This window comes from Metallococcus carri (genome assembly GCF_011440275.1).
GTDB lineage: Bacteria > Actinomycetota > Actinomycetes > Actinomycetales > Dermatophilaceae > Metallococcus > Metallococcus carri.
The window spans coordinates 94,912-112,868 of sequence record NZ_JAAOIV010000008.1 but is presented as its reverse complement, the minus strand read 5'-3'; the positions used below and the strand labels follow the sequence as shown (position 1 = coordinate 112,868).

The 17,957-nt window shown below is 69.4% G+C and carries 19 protein-coding genes; 6 read left to right on the top strand and 13 right to left on the bottom strand.

What is annotated here, in order from left to right; genetic code table 11:
• Positions 1 to 103 precede the first annotated feature (103 nt).
• The 5 genes from gabT to aroA form a co-directional block, all read right to left on the bottom strand.
• Complete coding sequence (gene gabT / locus G9U51_RS11665) at positions 104 to 1,444, bottom strand: 4-aminobutyrate--2-oxoglutarate transaminase (protein ID WP_166197097.1); 1,341 nt, start codon at positions 1,442 to 1,444, stop codon at positions 104 to 106.
• An 85-nt stretch (positions 1,445 to 1,529) separates the two neighbouring features.
• Positions 1,530 to 2,324: an inositol monophosphatase family protein gene (locus G9U51_RS11660; RefSeq protein WP_407941439.1), complete on the bottom strand. Its 795-nt coding sequence runs from the start codon at positions 2,322 to 2,324 to the stop codon at positions 1,530 to 1,532.
• A 40-nt stretch (positions 2,325 to 2,364) separates the two neighbouring features.
• Positions 2,365 to 4,098 carry an FUSC family protein gene (locus G9U51_RS11655; RefSeq protein ID WP_166197096.1) on the bottom strand — a complete coding sequence of 578 codons (1,734 nt, stop codon included), beginning with the start codon at positions 4,096 to 4,098 and terminating at the stop codon, positions 2,365 to 2,367.
• Positions 4,099 to 4,104: 6 nt separating this feature from the next.
• A complete protein-coding gene (rsgA, locus tag G9U51_RS11650; protein ID WP_166197095.1) occupies positions 4,105 to 5,121 on the bottom strand; it encodes a ribosome small subunit-dependent GTPase A in 1,017 nt (338 codons plus the stop codon).
• Entirely contained in the window at positions 5,122 to 6,387 is a 1,266-nt protein-coding gene (gene aroA, locus G9U51_RS11645; protein ID WP_166197094.1) for a 3-phosphoshikimate 1-carboxyvinyltransferase, read from the bottom strand.
• Between the two features lie 41 nt (positions 6,388 to 6,428).
• Between aroA and G9U51_RS11640 the strand changes: the two genes are divergently transcribed.
• The 4 genes from G9U51_RS11640 (at position 6,429) to rsrA (ending at position 8,984) form a co-directional block, all read left to right on the top strand.
• Positions 6,429 to 7,262, top strand: a complete 834-nt coding sequence (locus tag G9U51_RS11640) for an SOS response-associated peptidase (protein WP_166197093.1) — start codon at positions 6,429 to 6,431, stop codon at positions 7,260 to 7,262.
• 39 nt (positions 7,263 to 7,301) lie between these two features.
• The gene (locus tag G9U51_RS11635; RefSeq protein ID WP_207948251.1) at positions 7,302 to 7,898 is read left to right on the top strand and encodes an alpha/beta hydrolase family protein; all 597 of its coding nucleotides are present in this window, start codon (positions 7,302 to 7,304) and stop codon (positions 7,896 to 7,898) included.
• 160 nt (positions 7,899 to 8,058) lie between these two features.
• Positions 8,059 to 8,715 carry a sigma-70 family RNA polymerase sigma factor gene (locus G9U51_RS11630; RefSeq protein WP_166197179.1) on the top strand — a complete coding sequence of 219 codons (657 nt, stop codon included), beginning with the start codon at positions 8,059 to 8,061 and terminating at the stop codon, positions 8,713 to 8,715.
• Positions 8,712 to 8,984 (top strand): mycothiol system anti-sigma-R factor, encoded by a 273-nt coding sequence (rsrA, locus tag G9U51_RS11625; RefSeq protein WP_166197092.1) that lies wholly within the window; start codon positions 8,712 to 8,714, stop codon positions 8,982 to 8,984. The genes G9U51_RS11630 and rsrA overlap by 4 nt, the downstream gene beginning before the upstream one ends.
• 66 nt (positions 8,985 to 9,050) lie before the next feature.
• Here the strand turns inward: rsrA and G9U51_RS18025 are convergent, their stop codons facing one another.
• Positions 9,051 to 9,125 (bottom strand): 50S ribosomal protein bL37, encoded by a 75-nt coding sequence (locus tag G9U51_RS18025; protein ID WP_370587309.1) that lies wholly within the window; start codon positions 9,123 to 9,125, stop codon positions 9,051 to 9,053.
• A gap of 531 nt (positions 9,126 to 9,656) precedes the next feature.
• Between G9U51_RS18025 and G9U51_RS11620 the strand changes: the two genes are divergently transcribed.
• Positions 9,657 to 10,931 (top strand): HD-GYP domain-containing protein, encoded by a 1,275-nt coding sequence (locus G9U51_RS11620; protein ID WP_166197091.1) that lies wholly within the window; start codon positions 9,657 to 9,659, stop codon positions 10,929 to 10,931.
• Entirely contained in the window at positions 10,928 to 12,208 is a 1,281-nt protein-coding gene (locus tag G9U51_RS11615) for an HD-GYP domain-containing protein (RefSeq protein ID WP_166197090.1), read from the top strand. Before G9U51_RS11620 ends, G9U51_RS11615 begins: the two co-directional genes overlap by 4 nt.
• Before the next feature lie 58 nt (positions 12,209 to 12,266).
• On the opposite strand, the gene mctP is transcribed toward G9U51_RS11615, so the two are convergent.
• From mctP to G9U51_RS11580, 7 genes are all read right to left on the bottom strand, one after another.
• Positions 12,267 to 13,958 (bottom strand): monocarboxylate uptake permease MctP, encoded by a 1,692-nt coding sequence (gene mctP, locus G9U51_RS11610; RefSeq protein ID WP_166197089.1) that lies wholly within the window; start codon positions 13,956 to 13,958, stop codon positions 12,267 to 12,269.
• Positions 13,955 to 14,233 carry a DUF3311 domain-containing protein gene (locus G9U51_RS11605; RefSeq protein WP_207948250.1) on the bottom strand — a complete coding sequence of 93 codons (279 nt, stop codon included), beginning with the start codon at positions 14,231 to 14,233 and terminating at the stop codon, positions 13,955 to 13,957. Before G9U51_RS11605 ends, mctP begins: the two co-directional genes overlap by 4 nt.
• Before the next feature lie 162 nt (positions 14,234 to 14,395).
• A complete protein-coding gene (gene sodN / locus G9U51_RS11600; protein WP_166197088.1) occupies positions 14,396 to 14,800 on the bottom strand; it encodes a superoxide dismutase, Ni in 405 nt (134 codons plus the stop codon).
• Between the two features lie 86 nt (positions 14,801 to 14,886).
• Positions 14,887 to 15,207, bottom strand: a complete 321-nt coding sequence (locus tag G9U51_RS11595; RefSeq protein ID WP_328823449.1) for a S24 family peptidase — start codon at positions 15,205 to 15,207, stop codon at positions 14,887 to 14,889.
• Complete coding sequence (locus tag G9U51_RS11590; RefSeq protein WP_166197087.1) at positions 15,204 to 16,064, bottom strand: amino acid ABC transporter ATP-binding protein; 861 nt, start codon at positions 16,062 to 16,064, stop codon at positions 15,204 to 15,206. Before G9U51_RS11590 ends, G9U51_RS11595 begins: the two co-directional genes overlap by 4 nt.
• Positions 16,061 to 16,993, bottom strand: a complete 933-nt coding sequence (locus G9U51_RS11585) for an amino acid ABC transporter permease (RefSeq protein ID WP_166197086.1) — start codon at positions 16,991 to 16,993, stop codon at positions 16,061 to 16,063. The genes G9U51_RS11590 and G9U51_RS11585 overlap by 4 nt, the downstream gene beginning before the upstream one ends.
• A 1-nt stretch (position 16,994) precedes the next feature.
• Positions 16,995 to 17,918, bottom strand: a complete 924-nt coding sequence (locus tag G9U51_RS11580; RefSeq protein ID WP_166197085.1) for an ABC transporter substrate-binding protein — start codon at positions 17,916 to 17,918, stop codon at positions 16,995 to 16,997.
• Between the last annotated feature and the right edge of the window lie 39 nt (positions 17,919 to 17,957).

Sequence of the window (17,957 nt, the reverse complement as noted above, 5' to 3'; positions counted from 1 at the left end):
AACTGCGGACGCTGACCGGAGGGTATGCCGGGTGTCCGCGCCTTCGCACGAACGGTGGTGCGGAACTGCGGACGCTGGGCCCCCCGGGGACGCCCACCGACGCTCAGGCCGAGGTGAGCGCCTCGGTGAGGATCTGCAGGCCTTCGGCGAGCAACTCGTCGCTGATCGTGAGCGGCGGCAGCAACCGGATGACATTGCCGAAGGTGCCACAGGTCAACACCACGACGCCCTGCTCGTGACACTTCTTCGCCACGGCTGCGGCGAGCGCGGCGTCCGGCTCTTGCGTGCCGGGCTGGACGAGTTCCAGCGCCATCATCGCCCCCCGGCCGCGGATGTCGCCGATCGCCGGCTGCGACTGTTGCGCGGCCTCGAGCGTCGACCGGATCACGGCGCCGATCTGCTCGGCCCGCTGCAGCATGCCGTCGGCTTCCATCGCCTCGATCGCACCGAGCGCTGCCGCGCAGGCGACCGGGTTGCCGCCATAGGTGCCGCCGAGACCACCTGCGTGGACCGCGTCCATCAGCTCCGCGCGGCCGGTGACGGCGGCGAGCGGCATACCGCCCGCGATGCCCTTGGCCGTGGTCACCAGGTCGGGCACGACGTCTTCGTGGTCACACGCGAACCACGCGCCGGTGCGAGCGAAACCGGCCTGCACCTCGTCGGCGATGAAGACGATCCCGTTGTCGCGGCACCACGCCGCCACTGCGGCGAGGAAGCCCGGCGCGGGCACGATGAAACCACCCTCGCCCTGGATCGGCTCGATGATCACCGCGGCGATCTGGTCGGCGCCAACTGCCTTGTCCGCCAACGTGATTGCCCGCTGAGCCGCCTGCTCGCCCGTCATCCCCGAAGGGTCGCGGAAGGGATAGGACATCGGCACCCGGTAGATATCGGACGCGAACGGTCCAAAGCCCTTCTTGTAGGGCATCGCCTTGGCGGTCAGCGCCATCGTGAGGTTGGTGCGGCCGTGATAGGCGTGGTCGAAGGCGACCACCGCGGTGCGGCCGGTCGCGTGGCGGGCGATCTTGATCGCGTTCTCCACCGCCTCGGCGCCGGAGTTGAACAGCGCCGACTTCTTGGCGTGATCGCCCGGCGTGAGCTCGGCGAGCTTCTCGGCGACGGCGACATAGCCCTCGTAGGGCGTGATCATGAAGCAGGTGTGGGTGAACTCGGCGACCTGCCGCTGCACCGCCTCAACAACCTTCGGGTGACTGGCGCCCACCGTGGTCACCGCGATGCCCGCCCCGAGGTCGATCAGCAGGTTGCCGTCGACATCCTCGATGACACCGCCACCCGCGCGGGCGGCATACACCGGCATCGTCGAGCCGACGCCCGCGGCGACCGCGGCCGCGCGCCGCTCGGCGAGAGTCTGCGAACGCGGGCCGGGGATGGAGGTGCGCAGTTCACGGCGCTGCGGGACCTGGACATCGGTGTCGAGGCTCACGGGCGGCTCCTTTGGGGCGGGGTGGTGCTGTCCCCGCCAGTGTGCCACTGCCGATACTTCGAAGTCGAAAGAGGTATGCCGAGGGTCAGCCCTCGGTCGCCGGGCCGAGCCGGCGCAGGACCTCGTCGTGCAGCAGTCCGTTGGTGGACACCCCGTTGCCGCCCCACGGGCCGGGCTTGCCGTCGAGGCTGGTGAACCGGCCACCCGCCTCGGTGACGATCGGCACCAGCGCTGCCATGTCGTGGACTGCGAGCTCCGGCTCCGGTGAAATGTCGACCGCGCCCTCGGCGACGAGCATGTGCCCCCAGAAGTCGCCGTAGGCCCGGCTGCGCCAGCAGTCGTCGATCAGTTGCAGCATCGCCGGGCGCCGGTCGTGCCGGTCCCATCCCGACAGCGAGGCGTAGGACAGCGAGGCGTCCCCGATCGAACCCACCGAGGAGACCTTGATCGGTTTGCCCTTCGACAGCGAGCGACCGGCATACGCCCCAGTGCCGACCGAGGCCCACCAGCGGCGGCCGAGTGCGGGAGCCGCGACGACGCCGACCACGGGTTCGTCGCCGTCGACGAGCGCGATCAGGGTCGCCCACACGGGCACGCCGCGCACATAGTTCTTGGTGCCGTCGATCGGGTCGATGATCCAGCGGCGCAGACCCGAGCCGGTCGTGCCCTGCTCTTCGCCCTGCACCGCGTCGCGCGGCCGTGCTCGCTTGAGCTGGTTGCGGATGACCTCCTCGGCTGCGACGTCGGCGTCGGTGACCGGGCTGAGGTCGGGCTTGGTGCTCACCTGCAGATCGGCAGCGCCGAAGCGCTCCATCAGCGTGGGTTCGACGGAGTCGGCGAGCATGTGCGCGACGCGCAGGTCATCGGCATAGGTGGACACGTGTGCACCGTAGCCCCCGAGCGGTCCAACCCCCCGGACCTCACGCCGGTATGCCGGCCTCGCGCACCTTGCGCAGGGCGTCCTGCAGGTCGGTCAGGTCGATCAGGCGGGTGTTGACCGGCGGCAGGCCGGCGAGCACGCGCTGCAGGGCGGCGGCCATCGCGGCAGCATCGAGATGTTCGAGGGGTTTCTCCAGCCAGCACGCGGCGAGCACGGTGTAACAGATCCGGTTGGTGATCGACTCCAGGGATTCCCAACCGGCCAGGGTGGTCGGCAGCTCCTGCTGGGAGATGCGCAGGATGCGGGCGGTCTGCAATTCCTCATAAGCCAGGTCGCGGCGGGCGACGAAGCCGGCGTCGGAGCCCTCGGCGCCATCGGCGAGCAACAGCAACAGCCGCTCGACGGTGCGCAGGGTACGGCGAAATTGCCTGCGCACCAACGCGATCGGGGTGCGGTGGCCGGTCGCCCACATGACGATGAGGCTGCACACGACGCCGACCGCGGTGTCGCCGATGCGTTCACCGACCATCCGCAGGATCGGCGCATCGGGGTGCCCGGCGGTGGAGATGAGCAGCGCCATCGGCGTCACGAAGAACACCGCGATCGCGTAGTTGCGCACCGCGGTCAACTGCAGCAGGTAGACCAGCACGAGCGCGACCACGATCAGGTCGATGCCGCGCAGCCCCAGCGCGTGGATCACGAAGAACAGCAGCACGCCGGCGATCGTGCCAACCAGGCGATGCATGGCCCGGTGGGTGAGCGACAGCCGGTCGGTGCCGAGGGACATCACGATCGCGGTCGTCATCACCGCCCAGTAGGGATGACTGACCCCGATGGCGTAGGTGGTGAGGCAGGTGAGCAGGATCGCCAGGCCGATGCGGCGGGCGGCGAACCACGGGAAGGCCCGCCGCGACAGCCCCCACCGCAGCAGGTACATCAACCCCGGCGAGCCGAGATAACGGCGTTGTTCGAGGGCGTTGATCGCCACGGCCGCACCCGGGAACTCGGCCTGCGCGATCACCGTGATCACCCTGCGGTGCAGTCGTCGCAGCCGTTTGGTGAGGCGCTTCCACCGCTGGCCGTGGGGGTCGCGGCCGACCGACTCCTCCAGCACCAGGCTGGCGCTGAACACCGCGGCATAGGCCTGGTCGCGCAGGGCGGCCACCTCGGGGGCGTCGGGGCCGGCGGATTCGCTCGCCCGCATCAGGGCGAGCACCTCCTCCTCGGCGGCCTGCACTGCGTCGTCCTCCGCGCGCTCGGCCGAGGTCGACTGCAGCACGATCGAGGTGAGCGATGCGGTGACGGCGCTGAGCGCGGTCACCCCGATCACGGTGGTGACCGGCATACCGACGGTCGGCAGATAGGACGCGATCGCGGGGCCGATGAGCAGGAAGATCGGCCCGGGAGGGTCGGCGAGCACCGCGTGATAGACCAACGCGGCGCCGCTCGAGAGCAGGGTCAGCAAGGCGGTGAGCAGCACGGGACGCTCCCCGACGAGCGCGCCCAGGCTGCACGCGACCAGATAGGCCGCGTCCATGACGAGCAGGATCGGGATGCGGGCCCGCCAGGGCCGCGTGGCTGCGGTCGTGCTGATCATCGCGCCGGTGATCGCCAGCAGGGCGGTGCGCGGGCCGAAGACGATCGCCACGGCGGTGACGGCGGCCGCGCAACAGGCCGTGGCGTGCAGCGCGAACTTCCATCGCCCCGGAGCGGGCTTGACCTCGGTGAAGGTCGTCAGGTGCCCGCTCACCGTCTCGGGCAGACCCCACGCCATCGGGCCTCAGTCCTCCTGGTCCTCGACGGTGCCGGAACGCGAGCGCAGCAGCCGGCGCAGCGACTCCAAGCGTGCCGCGCCGGCCGGCCCGGCGTGCCCGTCGGCCACCCACGCGTCGAGCGCGCATTCGGGTTCGTCGTGCGTGCAACCGCGCGGGCAGTCGCGGGTGCCCTCGGCCAGATCGGGGAAATGGTCGATGAACGAGTCCGGGTCGACGTGCGCGAGGCCGAAGGACCGCACGCCGGGCGTGTCGATCACCCAGCCGCCTCCCTCGAGGGGGAGCGCGATCGCCGAGGTCGACGTATGCCGGCCGCGGCCGGTGACCGCGTTGACCGCACCGATCGCTCGATCCGCTTGCGGCACAAGGGCATTGACCAGGGTGGACTTCCCGACCCCGGAGTGCCCGACCAGCACCGTGGTGCGGTCGGCAAGGGCCGCGTGCACCTGGGCGAGGCCGTCGATCACACCATCGTCGGTCACCTCCGTGACGACATGCGGCAGGTCGAGGCCGGCATACCCGGCAAGGAAGGGGCCGGGCGAGGCGAGGTCGGCCTTGGTGAGCACGAGCAGCGGATCCAGGCCGGCGTCATAGGCCGCGAGCAGGCACCGGTCGACCATCCGCGGTCGCGGCACCGGGTCGGCCAAGGCGGTGACGATGGCGAGCTGATCGGCGTTGGCGACGATGGCACGCTCGACCGGGTCGGTGTCGTCGGCGGTGCGGCGCAGGAAGGTCGTGCGCTCCTCGATCCGCACGATCCGCGCAAGGGACCCTTCGTCGCCACTGGTGTCACCGACCAGCGCAACGCGGTCGCCGACGACGATGCTGGTGCGATGGAGTTCGCGAGCGCGCATCGCGGTGATCGGGCGACCGTCGACCAGCACCGTCCAGCGGCCGCGGTCGACGCCGGTGACCATGCCGATCACCGCATCCTCGTGCTTGGGGCGGTCCTTGGTGCGCGGTCGGCTGCCGCGCGGGTTGGGACGCACCCGCACCCGCGACTCGTCGTCGTCCCAGCGCCCCACTCAGGCTCCCAGCATCCGGGTCCAGAGCGCGGTGAACTCCGGCAGCGTCTTGCCGACAGTCTGCACGTCGGCGATCTCGATGCCGGGGACACGCAGTCCGAGCACCGCCGCCGCCATCACCATCCGGTGATCGCCATAGGTCTGAAAAACGTTGCCGCGCAACGGTTTCGGGGTGATCTGCAGACCGTCGTCGAGCTCGCTCACCTCGCCGCCGAGGGCGTTGATCTCGGTCGCCAGGGCGGCCAGCCGGTCGGTCTCGTGGAAGCGCAGGTGACCGACGCCGCGCAGGTATGACGTGCCGTCGCCGAGCGCTGCCAGCGCGGCGATCACCGGGGTGAGCTCGCCGACATCGTGCAGGTCGACGTCGACCGCGCGGACCGAGCCGTCGCCGGTCACCGTGAGGGTGCCGTCCACCAAGTCGACCGTCGCGCCCAGTTGGGGCAGCAGCTCGCGCAAGGCATCACCGGCCTGGGTGGTTGTGCTCGGCCAGTCCGGCACGCGCACGGTCCCGCCGGCGACGAGAGCGGCCGCGAGGAAGGGCGCGGCATTGGACAGGTCCGGCTCGACGGTGAGGTCGAGCGCGCGGATCGGGCCCGGCTCGACCCGCCAGGTGTTGGCCGCCGAGTCGTCGACGGTGACTCCGGCCGCGCGCAGCACGGCGACGGTCATGTCGATGTGGGGGAGGGAGGGCACCGGCTTGCCGTCGTGGACGACCGCGACGCCCTGCTCGTACCGCGCACCGGCGAGCAGCAGCCCGCTCACGAACTGCGAGGAGGACGACGCGTCGATCAGCACCCGGCCACCACGCACGCGGCCGGTGCCCTGCACCTGGAAGGGCAGCGCATCGCCGAAGACGCCGACCCCGAGGTCGCGCAGCGCGCCGAGGATCGCACCCATCGGCCGCGAGCGGGCCTGCCCGTCGCCGTCGAAGTCCACCGGGCCGTCCGCGAGGGCCGCGACCGGCGGCACGAAGCGCATCACCGTGCCGGCCAGGCCGCAGGCGACATCGGCACAGCCGCGGATGCGACCCGGTGTGACGGTCCAGCCCTCGTCGGTCTCCTCGATGCCGATCCCCAATGACCGCAACGCATTTGCCATCAGGGTGGTGTCACGCGAGACGAGCGGGCGGCGCAGCCGCGACGGCCCGTCGGCCAGAGCGGCGAGCACGGCATACCGGTTGGTGAGGCTCTTGGAGCCGGGCACGACGACGGTCGCATCGAGCGGGCCGGGAGCCTGTGGTGCCGGCCAAGGGGCGGGTGCGTTCATCGGGCCCTACGGTAGTGGGCCCGCCGCCTACGCTGAGGTCCATGTGTGGTCGGTATGCCGCGAGCTTCTCACCCGACGATCTGGTCGACGACTTCGAGATCGACCTGGACGCAACCGACGAGCCGGCGCGGTCGATCCTGAAGAACCCGCAGGAGCCGCCCGCCGGCACACCCGACTGGAATATGGCGCCGACCAAGCAGGCCCCGGTCGTGCTCACCCGGGCGCCCCGCGAGGACCGCGACGGCGACCCGGTGCGTCAGTTGCGATTGCTGACCTGGGGGCTGGTGCCGAGCTGGGCCAAGGACGTCAAGGTGGGCCTGCGGATGATCAACGCGCGCGCCGAGACGCTGCTGACCAAGGGCGCCTTCGTCAAGGCCGCGCACACCCGGCGCGCGATCGTCCCGGCCGAGGGTTGGTATGAATGGCAGGCCAGCCCGACCGTCACCGATGCCAAGGGCAAGCCGCGCAAGCAACCCTTCTTCGTCAAGCGGCAGGACGGCCGGCCGTGCGCCTTCGCCGGGGTCTATGAGTTCTGGCGCGATCGCTCCCTCGCCGACGACGACCCGGACGCCTGGCTCACCACCTACGCGATCGTGACGACGGCCGCCGAGCCCGGCCTGGACCGCATCCACGACCGGCAGCCGCTGGTGCTCGACCCCGACCGCTGGGCGCACTGGCTCGATCCGGAGGTGACCGACACCGACGAGATCGCGGGGATGCTGGAGGGTATGCCGCCCGGCCGGTTCGAGGCCTATCCGGTGACGACTGCGGTGAGCTCCGGTCGCAACAACGGTGCGCGGCTGCTCGACCCGGCCCCGGAGTCGGACCTGCGGGGCGTGGTCGACCCCGCCACCGGCGAACTCATCGGAGGCTGAATCGTGTTGCGGGCCAGGCAGATCGAGACACCGACGGGTATGGCGAGGGCGCACGTCGAGCGACCGCGCGGGGCCGCCGTCGGCAGCCTGGTGCTCGGGCATGGTGCCGGCGGCGGCATCGAGTCGCCCGACCTGGAGGCGCTGCGCGCGGTCGTTGACGAGGGCTGGTGCTACGTGCGGGTCGAGATGCCGTGGCGGGTCGCTGGGCGCCGGATTGCCCCCGCGCCCAAGACCCTCGACGCGGGCTGGGTGCCGATCCTGCACGCCCTGACCACGGGGCGCGGCAGGCTTCCCGGGCCGCTCGTCGTGGGTGGCCGGTCGGCGGGGGCGCGGGTCGCCTGCCGCACCGCGGCGGACCTCGGCGCGCGCGCCGTGCTGGCGCTGTCGTTCCCGCTGCATCCGTCGGGCCGCCCGGACAAATCGCGAGCCGAGGAGGTGCTGGGAGCCGCCGCGGCCGGCATACCGGTGTCGGTGGTGCAGGGCGCCCGCGATCCTTTCGGCCGACCCGAGGAGTTGCGGGCCGCCTTGCCCGGCATACCGGTGTATGCCGTTCCCGGTGACCACAGCTTCAGCCGTGCGGCGGACGGGGTGCTCGCGGCGGTGTCGCAGATCCTGGCGGCGACGCCGCGGGAATGACACCCCGGGCGGGCCTGTTGCAGCGGGGGAACAGTCACGTCGAAAGGAGCGCACGCACGTGTTGGTGACCCCACCGGTGCTGGGCCAGACCGAGCAACCGACCTGGGCGACCGGGCAGCGCGGACCGGAGAGTCGGCGCGCCGGGCTAGGCTTGCAGGCGATGAGCAGTGACACTCCCGACGTGACGCCGGCCGACGAGCTGGTGCAGGTGGATGGCGACGCCGTCGACGTCGAGCGCGAGACCCCGGAGCAGCGGGCCGCTCGGTTCGAGCGCGACGCGATGCCCTACCTGGACCAGTTGTATTCGGCTGCGCTGCGCACCACCCGCAATCCCAGCGACGCCGAGGACCTGGTCCAGGAGACCTTTGCCAAGGCGTTCGCGGCCTTCCACCAGTACAAGCCCGGCACCAACCTCAAGGCCTGGCTCTACCGGATCCTGACGAACACCTACATCAACGACTACCGCAAGCGTCAGCGGCAGCCGCAGCAGTCCGATGCCGCAGAGATCGAGGACTACCAGCTGCACCGGGCCGAGGCACACAGCTCGACCGGGCTGCGGTCGGCCGAGACCGAGGCGCTGGACCACCTGCCCGACTCCGACGTGAAGCGGGCCTTGCAGGAGATCCCCGAGGACTTCCGGCTGGCGGTCTACCTCGCCGACGTGGAGGGCTTCGCCTACAAGGAGATCGCCGAGATCATGGACACGCCGATCGGCACCGTGATGTCGCGGTTGCACCGTGGTCGGCGACTGCTGCGCGAGAAGCTCACCGACTACGCCCTCGAACGTGGCTTCATCACGGAGGGCGCGAGCTCATGATCTTCGACGACCACGCCGATTGCGCGTCCTACCTGGAGCACCTCTACGAATTCCTCGACGGTGAGTTGACCGACGACGACCGTGCGGCGCTCGCGGCGCACCTGCAGGATTGCCCGCCGTGCCTCAATGAATACGAGCGGGACCTGCTGATGAAGGCGCTGGTGCGGCGTTCGTGCCAGTGTGAGTCGGCACCGGCCGAGTTGCGCACTCGCATCATGGCCCAGATCTCGGTGCAGGTGACGACCGTCCAGGTCCGCCGCTACGAGTAGGCCCACCAACGAAACACGCCCGCCACCGCGAACTCGCGGGGCGGGCGTTTTCGTTGCGGTCGACGCTCAGGCGTTGGGGCGCTTGCCGTGGTTGGCGCCCTTGCCCTTGCGCGAGCGACGCTTGCGAGCGCGCTTGCTCATCGTGCCTCCTGTTGCTCCATGCGAGAGTCCGCCGCCTTGGTGGGCGCGCGGACCGGTGCTCTAGTGTCCCACAGTCCGCCGAGCACCCCGGAGGTTCAAGATTTGGTCAAGAAATGACAAGGACAATAGGACGTTATGTTGACCCACCTCTATATCTGAAATAATCATCATGCGCACGGTTTTCGCCACCGTGTCTTCCTCTGTGAGAAAAGAGTTCACTATGACTACTTCCTTCAGCGTGCGCTCCTCCGCACCCTCCGCCTCTTCCGTCCTCACTTGGCGCCCGGTGTCGAGCGTTCTCACTTGGCGTCCCACCGCTGACGTCGACAGCGTTCTCACCTGGCGTCCCAGCGCGGACGCCGAGAGCGTTCTCACCTGGCGTCCCCTGACCCTCTCCTGATCGGCGAAGTCACCGCCGACGAGGAGGTCGGGCGCCCGGAGCGGGCCCAGATCCGACGGCGCAACTCTCGCCGGACGGTGCGTGGTGCCGCGGTCGTGATTTGCACGACCGCGGCACTTCTTGCTGCCCTGGTGTTGCTCCTGCGAGTTGGCGTCGATGTGGACTACCCGCTGGCGGTGGTCGTCCTAGCTGTTATCGCAGTGGCCGCCGAATCCGGCAAGGCGGGTGTCACGCGGCTGGCGGCGATGTCGCTCAGCTCGGTCATGATCGGCGTCGCCGTCGTGCTGTGTGGGCCGATCGGCGCAGCGATCGTCGGCATCGCCGGACCGGGGCTCGTGCTCTCGCGCACGCCGCTTGACGGACGCGCTTACAACGCGGCAATGAGCGGGTGGACGGGCCTGTTGGGAGGCGTGGCCTATCTCGTCGTCGGGGGCGTCGAGGGCGGGACCGTCGACAGTCTGTTCTTCGAGTTGGTCTGGCCGCTGACAGTGGCGACAACGGCCATGCTCATCACCAATGCAGTGCTGTTGGTGCTGATCGTGACGACGACCAGCGACACCAACGCGATGCGGGCCTGGCGGGACTTCAGTCAGGCTTCGGCCGTGCCGTACTACGGCGGCGGGCTGATCACCTTCCTCATCGTGGTGCTGTGGGTGGGCGCCGGCCTCGGTCCGGCGACCATCCCGGTGATGCTCGGTCCGCTGGTGCTCGCCCAAGCGGCATACAGCGGCTTGCGGGCGGACGAGTCGACCCGCGAGGAAACCGTGACCACGCTCATCGCCGCGGTCGAGGCGCGCAATCCGCACTGGGCCGGCCGCAGTGGAGTGGTGGCACGCATCTGCGAGGTGCTCGGCGCCCATCTGCGGCTCTCCGATGCCCAGATGATCCAGCTGAACGCCGCCGCGCGACTGCACAACATCGGCCTGGTGCGCCCGCTGCACCAGCACCAGGCGATCCAGCCGCAGCGGCGCATCAACCTGCTCGCGCACCCGCAACGTGGCGTCGAGATGCTGTCCCAACTGGAGTTCCTGCACGACGCGCTGCCCGCGGTCCAGGCCCACCACGAACGCTGGGACGGCTCGGGATATCCCTTCGGCCTGGCCGGCGAGCGCATCCCGCTGCTCGCCCGGGTGCTCGCAGTCGGCGACCTCTTCGCCGCTGAGCTCGCCCGGGCCACCGCGGCCGACGACCCGGCGCGATTCCGCACCGCACTCGCCGCGACGCGCTTCGCCGCCGGCACCCGCCTTGACCCCCAGCTGGTCGACGCCCTCGCCGCCGTGGTCGACAACGGCCGGCTGATCGACGCGCTCAAGGAAGTCGAGCTGCTGCGGCCCGATCCCTTCGATCACGACCGTCCCGATGTCGCCGACGCGATCATCGGCCGCACCCCACAGGCGGCCACATGAGCCGCTTCCGGCGGCTGCGTTGCCTCATGGTGGTGCTGGCCGCGTTGGTGATGGTCTTCGGCTTCTTCGTCGAGATCCAGCGACCGGTCCACGGTGACGTGCACTGGTCGGCGATCTGGGCGTTCATCGCCGCCTGCGCGATCAGCATGCAGTTCCACCTGCAGTTGCCGGGCGGCCAGGTGATCTCGCCGATGACTCCCGCGGTCTCGCTGGCCTTCGCCGTCGCGCCGCTGGCTGACCGGCCGGAGTTGGATGCGATCACCGCGCCGGGGATCGCCGTCGGCGCCGGCCTCGGCTGCCTCGTCGGGGCCTTCGTGCTGCGCGCCCGCACCGGCGCACTCCTAGCCCTCGGCGAAGTCGCCACGCGCACGGTGAGCGTCTTCGTGGCGGCGGCCGTCTATCGCGATCTGCCCCTCAGCAACGGTCAGAGCGCGCTCATGCTCTATCCCGCCTGGGAGGGGGAGCGGTGGCGCAGCGTCGGGATGATCCTGGTCGCCGGATGTGCCGCCGGACTGGTCGACCTGCTCGCCTTCGCCCTCGATCGGCCCGAGTCGCCGATGCGGTGGCGCGGGCGGGTGCGCCGGCTGGTCGCCAGCTCCGGCCCGGTCTGGCTGTGTCTGGTCACCACCGCCGCGGCGATCGCGCTCGGCATGGTGCCGCTCGGACTGCTCGCCATCCCGATCATGAGCTCACCGCTGGTGCTGCTGTGGATCGTGTTGCGCCAGCAGGCCCGGGTCGAGCGGGGCCGCCGCCAGGCGATCATGGTGCTGTCCGAGCTCACCGAGGTTGCCGGCTACACCCCGGCCGGCCACGGCACCCGGGTGAGCACTTTGTCGCGCCTCGTCGGCGAACAGTTCTTCCACTCCCGGGCCGAGCTCATCGCACTCGAAGACGCCGGCCTGCTGCACGACATCGGCCAGGTCACACTGACCGAACCCATCCCGCGCGGCGCGACCGTCGACGCCGCACCCGCCGACCAGGCGCGCATCGCCCACGAGGGCGCCGCGATCGTCCGCAACGCACGCGGTCTGCAGCAGGTGGCCGAGATCGTCGACCAGCAGGCGACGCCATACCACCTGGTCCGCGAGCAAGACGTCACCGTGCCGCTCGCCGCCCGCATCCTCAAGGTGTGCAACGCCTACGACGATTTCACCCAGGGCCGCCCCGACGCGCGGGCCGCCGCGCTCGAGCGGCTCACGCTCGGCCTGGGCTACGAATACGACCCCGATGTGGTCGACATGCTGGCCGTCGTCACCGAAGTCGACCAGCGGGTATGACGACGCCGGGGTGCGGACCGCTGCGGTCCGCACCCCGGCGATCGGGTCGCTTCAGGCTTCAGGCCCGGCCGGGCGCGGGCTGGTCGTCATACGGGTCGGCGTCGTAGAAGTCGATCCGCGGGTCGCCCTCGTCCACGAAATAGTCCGCCGTGCGGGTCGCATCGACGCCGGCTGGAGCCTTGACCGCGCGCAACACCACGGTCAGCAGCACCGACACGATGACGTTGAGCACCAGCGCGGTCACCGCGATATAGCCCAGGTGACCGAAGCCGGGGATCTCGGCCGCCGAGCCACCGAAGTGCTTGACCTTGGTGACCGGGTTCGCGACGCCATACGCCTTATAGGTGCCGTAGATCATCGCGGCCGCCCAGCCGGCGAGCAGCGCCCACCGGTGGAACCAGCGGGTGTAGAGACCCGCGACGATCGCCGGGAAGGTCTGCAGGATCCAGATGCCGCCCAGCAACTGCAGGTTGATCGCGTTCTGCTTGTCCAGCCCGAGGACGAAGAGCACCGCCAGGACCTTGACCACCAGCGACACCAGCTTGGAGACCTTGGCCTCCTCCTCCCGGGTCGCGCTCGGGCGCAGCCATTCCTTGTAGATATTGCGGGTGAAGGTGTTGGCCGCCGCGATCGACATGATCGCCGCCGGCACGAGCGCACCGATGGCGATGGCCGCGAACGCGACCCCGGCGAACCAGCTGGGGAACTGGTCCTCGAACAGCTGCGGGATCACCAGCTGCGCGTTGGGCTTGCCGTCCAGGCCGATCGGCTTGGTCTTGGCCGCGATCGCCACCCAGCCGAGCAGCGCGAGCATCGCCAGCATGAACGAATAGGCCGGCAGGATCGAAGCATTGCGCCGGATCGTGCGGCGGCTGTTGGACGACAGCACCGCGGTCATCGAGTGCGGGTACATGAACAGCGCCATCGCCGAACCGAAGGCGAGCGTGACATAGGTCCACTGCTGCTTGTCGGTGACCAGGTCGCTGAACGGCTTGGCCGCGGTGGCGGCGGTCGTCTTGGCGTTGGTCGCGCTGAACACCTCACCCCAGCCGCCGATCTTCATCGGCAGGTAGATGATCGCGACGATGATCACCAGGTAGATCAGGATGTCCTTGACGAACGCGATGATCGCCGGCGCCCGCAGGCCGGAGGAATAGGTGTATGCCGCGAGCACCGCGAAGGCGATGATCAGCGGCAGGTCCTTCGCCAGCCAGTTGCCGCCACCGCCGACGCCCGACACCTCGAGCACGGCCTGGATGCCGACCAGCTGCAACGCGATATAGGGCAGCGTGGCGACGAAACCGGTGACCGCCATGGCCAGCGACAGCACCCGCGAGTCATAACGCCCGCGCACGAAGTCGGCCGGCGTGACATAGCCGTGCCGGTGGCTCACCGACCACATCCGCGACATGAAGAAGAAGATGATCGGGTAGGCGACGATCGTGTAGGGCACCGCGAAGAAGCCCGCCGCCGCACCGGTGGCGAACATCGCGGCCGGCACCGCCACGAAGGTGTAGGCGGTGTAGAGGTCACCGCCGAGCAGGAACCAGGTGATCCAGGTGCCGAACGACCGGCCGCCGAGCCCCCACTCGTCAAGGGAGTCCATCGACTCCGCCCGGCGCCACCGCGCGGCCATGAAACCCAGGACCGTGACGAGCAGGAAGAGGATGACCAAAATCGTCAGGGCCACCGTGTTGATGCCGGTGTTGGGCGTGGAGGGGTTGGCTGCCGCGGGCAGGAGGGTGCTCATCGGCGTGCCTGCTCATCGACCGGGGTCATCGGCACGTGCGGACGCGCCTTCTGCACCAGGACGTAGGCGATGCTCGTGCAGGCCGCGGTGAGGAAGACCCACATCAGCTGGTACCACACGAAGAACGGGAAGGGCCCGAGCTTGGGCTCGTATTTCGAATAGAGCCCGACCGGCAGCAGCCCGAGCATCGGGATGACCAGGAAGATTCCGGCGGCGACCAGCAAGCCGATATTGGCCGGCGGGGCCTTGTCTGGGGTTTCGTGAATGTGGCTCACCTCGTCGCCCTTTCACCTCGGCCGGGCTGGGGTTCGGCCCGGTAACGTGCAAAACCTAGTGCCCCGAGGGCGGTTCGCACGAGAGCCGCACCGGACGGCATACCCGGCCCTGCCATGAACAAGGGCGGGAGTCGATCACGACTCCCGCCCTTGCCGAGTGGCTCAGCTGGCCTGCTTGGTCTCCTGGAAGATCTTGTCGATCTCGGCGATCTTGGCGAGCAGTTCGTCAGCGACCGACTCATCGAACGAACCCTTGGTGCCCGACGCGCCGGCGAGCTTGGTCGCCTCGTTGACGAGCGTGTGCAGCTGCGGGTACTTCTCGAAGTGCGGCGGCTTGAAGTAGTCGGTCCACAGCACCCACAGGTGCTCCTTGACCAGCTGCGAGCGCTGCTCCTTGATGATGGCGGCGCGCACCCGGAAGTCGGGGTCGTTGTTGTCGGCGACCTTCTTGTCGATGGCCTTGATCGACTCGGCCTCGATGCGGGCCTGCGCCGGGTCGTAGACACCGCACGGCAGGTCGCAGTGGGCGCTGACGTCGACGGTCGGAGCGAAGAAGCGGCGGAACATGGAGGTCCTTCCTTCTGCTGGCTGATCGCCCGTCCGGCAGCGGCGGGCGCTTCCGTCCACGAACCTACTCCGCATCCTCACCGCGGTCAGCGCCAGGGCGGGCGGAATCCGACCCGTGGGACGGTGCACAGCACGATCGCCACGACATCGGCCTGCGGGATCGCGCCGACCGCCCACGAGTCGACCCCCTCACGCGGGTTGTCCCGCTCGATCCACCAGCCCTCGGGCGTATGGCGGCCCAGCCGCTTGATCGCCAGCGGCCGCGGGCCGTCCGGTCCCGGTGGCAGCCGCACGAGAGCCGCCCGCCCGGGGCGGGGGCGGCCGGCATACCGCACCAGCACCCGGTCCCCGTCGCGATAGGTGGGCTCCATCGAACGGCCGCGCACGACCGCCATACCGAATCTCACGAATGCTTGCGCAGATGTGCCGGTATGCCGGCGTCGGGCGCGTCGGGGTGCGCCTCCGGCGTCTCGTCCTGCTCGGTGAGGATGCGCCGCAGGAAGCTCTTGGTGCGTTCGTGCTGGGGCCGGGCGATGATCTCGCGGGAGGGGCCCTGCTCGACCACGACGCCGCCGTCCATGAAGACCACCCGGTCGGCCACATCGCGGGCGAAGGCGATCTCGTGGGTGACCACGATCATCGTCATACCGCCCTCGGCGAGCTCGCGCATGGTGAGCAGCACCTCGCCGACCAGCTCAGGGTCGAGCGCCGAGGTCGGCTCGTCGAAGAGCATCAACTTGGGCTGCATCGCCAGCGCCCGCGCGATCGCCACCCGCTGCTGCTGACCACCGGACAGCTGGGAGGGATAGTGGTTGGCGCGATCGGCCAGCCCGACCCGATCGAGCAGGGCCAGCGCATCGGCGCGCACGGTCGCGGCCTTCTGCCGCTTGACGTGCACGGGGGCTTCCATGACGTTCTGCAACGCGGTGCGGTGGGGGAAGAGGTTGAACCGCTGGAAGACCATGCCGATCTCGCGACGCTGAGCGGCAATCTCCTTGTCCTTCAAGCGATACAGCTGCCCGCCCTGGTCGCGGTAGCCCATCAACTCACCGTCGACGAAGATGCGTCCGCCGTTGATCGTCTCCAGCTGGTTGATGCAGCGCAGGAAGGTCGTCTTGCCCGAGCCGGACGGGCCGAGCAGGCACACGACCTCGCCCGGGTTCACGTGCAGGTCGATGCCCTTGAGCACCTCGTTGCCGTGGAAGGCCTTGGTGACATTGATCGCCTCGACGAGCGGGCGCGCGCTCTCAGACTGGGTGCTCAATTGCCGCCACCTCCGCGCAGGCCCAGGAATTTCACCCGGGTGTCGTTCTGGACCGAGGTCTGGGCGCCGAAGCCGCGGCCGAAGTGCCGCTCCAGCCAGGACTGGCCCATGCCCAGGATCGTGCTGACGATGAGATACCAGATCACCGCGGCGATCAGCGACGGCATCACCTTGTAGGTCGCCTGCGACACCGCTTGGGCCTGGAAGAACATCTCGTTGGTCACCGGGACCGCGACGAGCAGCGAGGTGTCCTTGACCATCGACAGGGTCTCGTTGCCGGTCGGGGGCACGATGACGCGCATCGCCTGCGGCAGGATCACCCGGCGCATCGACAGGCCTTTACTCATGCCGAGTGCGCAGGCCGCCTCATCCTGGCCCTTGTCCACCGACAGGATGCCGGCGCGCGCGATCTCGGCCATATAGGCCGCCTCGGACAACCCGAGGGCCAGGATGCCGACGAACAGACCGGTCGAGAAGGTCTTGACATTGATGGTGAAGAAGGTGACCGGCAAGAACGGCAGCCCGATGGTGAGGGTGTCGTAGAGATAGAGGATGCCGACGCTCATCACGATGAGCAGCACGTAGCGCGGGATGCCGCGGAAGAACCAGATGTACAGCCAGGACGCGCCCTTGAGCACCGGGTTGTCGGTGAGGCGCATGATCGCCAGCAGCACGCCGAGCACGACGCCGATGATCATCGCGCCGATGGTGCCAAGGATCGTGCCGGCGAGCAGGCCGGTGATGACCGGCTTGTACTTCATCACCTGCCACACGAACGGCCAGTCCCATTTGGCGTTGGTGACGAACGAGCTGATCAGCATCGCGGCGAGGACCGCGAGCACGGCGATGGCGATCCATCGGCCGGGGTGCCGGACCGGCCGGGCGTTGATTTCGCCCGGCCGGTCGAGGGTGTCGGGTGCGGAACTCATGTCAGCCGGAGACCTGCGGGTTGACCTCGAACTTGTCGACGGCGCCGGTCTTCAGGCCCCACTTTTTGAGGATGTTGTCATAGGTGCCGTTCTTCTTCAGCGCGTCCAGCGCACCGGCGATCGCGGTGCCGAAGTCGGTCTGCGCCTTGGGCAGGACAATGCCGTATGGCGCCGCCTCGGTCACCTCACCGACCGTCTCCAGCTTGCCGTTGCTCTGCTTCACCGCGTACTGGGTGACGGGCGAGTCGGCGCTCATCGCGTCGACCTTGCCGGTCTGCAGGTCGAGGTTGACCTTGGTCTGGTCGTCCTCGGGCACGATCTTGATCGGCTTGGACTTGCACTTGGCCTTGTTGAGCGCGTTGAGCTCGTCCTGCTCGACGGTGCCGGTCTGCACCCCGACGGTGAGCCCGCACGGGTTGGTCGGGTCGATCTTCTTGGGGTTGCCCTTCGGCACCGCCCACTGCACGCCGGCGGTGAGATAGCTGACCATCGTGACCGTCTGCAGGCGCTCCTTGTTGATCGTGAAGGAGGAGACGCCGACGTCATATTTGGTGCCGAGGCCCGGGATGATGTTGCTGAACTTGGCGTTCTGCCAGTTCGTCTTCAGCCCGAGGGTGGCCGCGACCGCGTTGAACAGGTCGACGTCCATGCCGGTGATGGTCTGGCTGCCGACCGGCAGGAACTCGTTCGGCGCATAGGACGCGTCGCTGCCGATGGTCAGCGTGCCCTTGGACTTCACCGCGGCCGGGACCTTGGCGGCGAGCGAGTCGTCCTTGCTGGCCGTGACCTGGCCGGTGGCACCGCCGCCGGAGGACGAGCCACCGCCGCCGGTGTTGAGGGTGTCCGAGCCGCAGGCGGTGAGCGGCAGGGCGAGCGCGGCGACCGCGACGAGCGCGGTGCGGCGGCGGAACGAAACGGAGGTCATGGGCGACTCCTCAAGTGATGCGTCGGAACGAGGGTGCGA

Coding starts and splice junctions, on each gene's coding strand:
- G9U51_RS11635 (WP_207948251.1), top strand. CDS start 7,302: ATGGCGAGGGCGCACGTCGAGCGACCGCGCGGGGCCGCCGTCGGCAGC.
- G9U51_RS11640 (WP_166197093.1), top strand. CDS start 6,429: ATGTGTGGTCGGTATGCCGCGAGCTTCTCACCCGACGATCTGGTCGAC.
- G9U51_RS11655 (WP_166197096.1), bottom strand. CDS start 4,098: ATGGCGTGGGGTCTGCCCGAGACGGTGAGCGGGCACCTGACGACCTTC.
- sodN (WP_166197088.1), bottom strand. CDS start 14,800: ATGTTCCGCCGCTTCTTCGCTCCGACCGTCGACGTCAGCGCCCACTGC.
- G9U51_RS11630 (WP_166197179.1), top strand. CDS start 8,059: ATGAGCAGTGACACTCCCGACGTGACGCCGGCCGACGAGCTGGTGCAG.
- G9U51_RS11615 (WP_166197090.1), top strand. CDS start 10,928: ATGAGCCGCTTCCGGCGGCTGCGTTGCCTCATGGTGGTGCTGGCCGCG.
- G9U51_RS11585 (WP_166197086.1), bottom strand. CDS start 16,993: ATGAGTTCCGCACCCGACACCCTCGACCGGCCGGGCGAAATCAACGCC.
- rsrA (WP_166197092.1), top strand. CDS start 8,712: ATGATCTTCGACGACCACGCCGATTGCGCGTCCTACCTGGAGCACCTC.
- G9U51_RS11580 (WP_166197085.1), bottom strand. CDS start 17,918: ATGACCTCCGTTTCGTTCCGCCGCCGCACCGCGCTCGTCGCGGTCGCC.
- aroA (WP_166197094.1), bottom strand. CDS start 6,387: ATGAACGCACCCGCCCCTTGGCCGGCACCACAGGCTCCCGGCCCGCTC.
- mctP (WP_166197089.1), bottom strand. CDS start 13,958: ATGAGCACCCTCCTGCCCGCGGCAGCCAACCCCTCCACGCCCAACACC.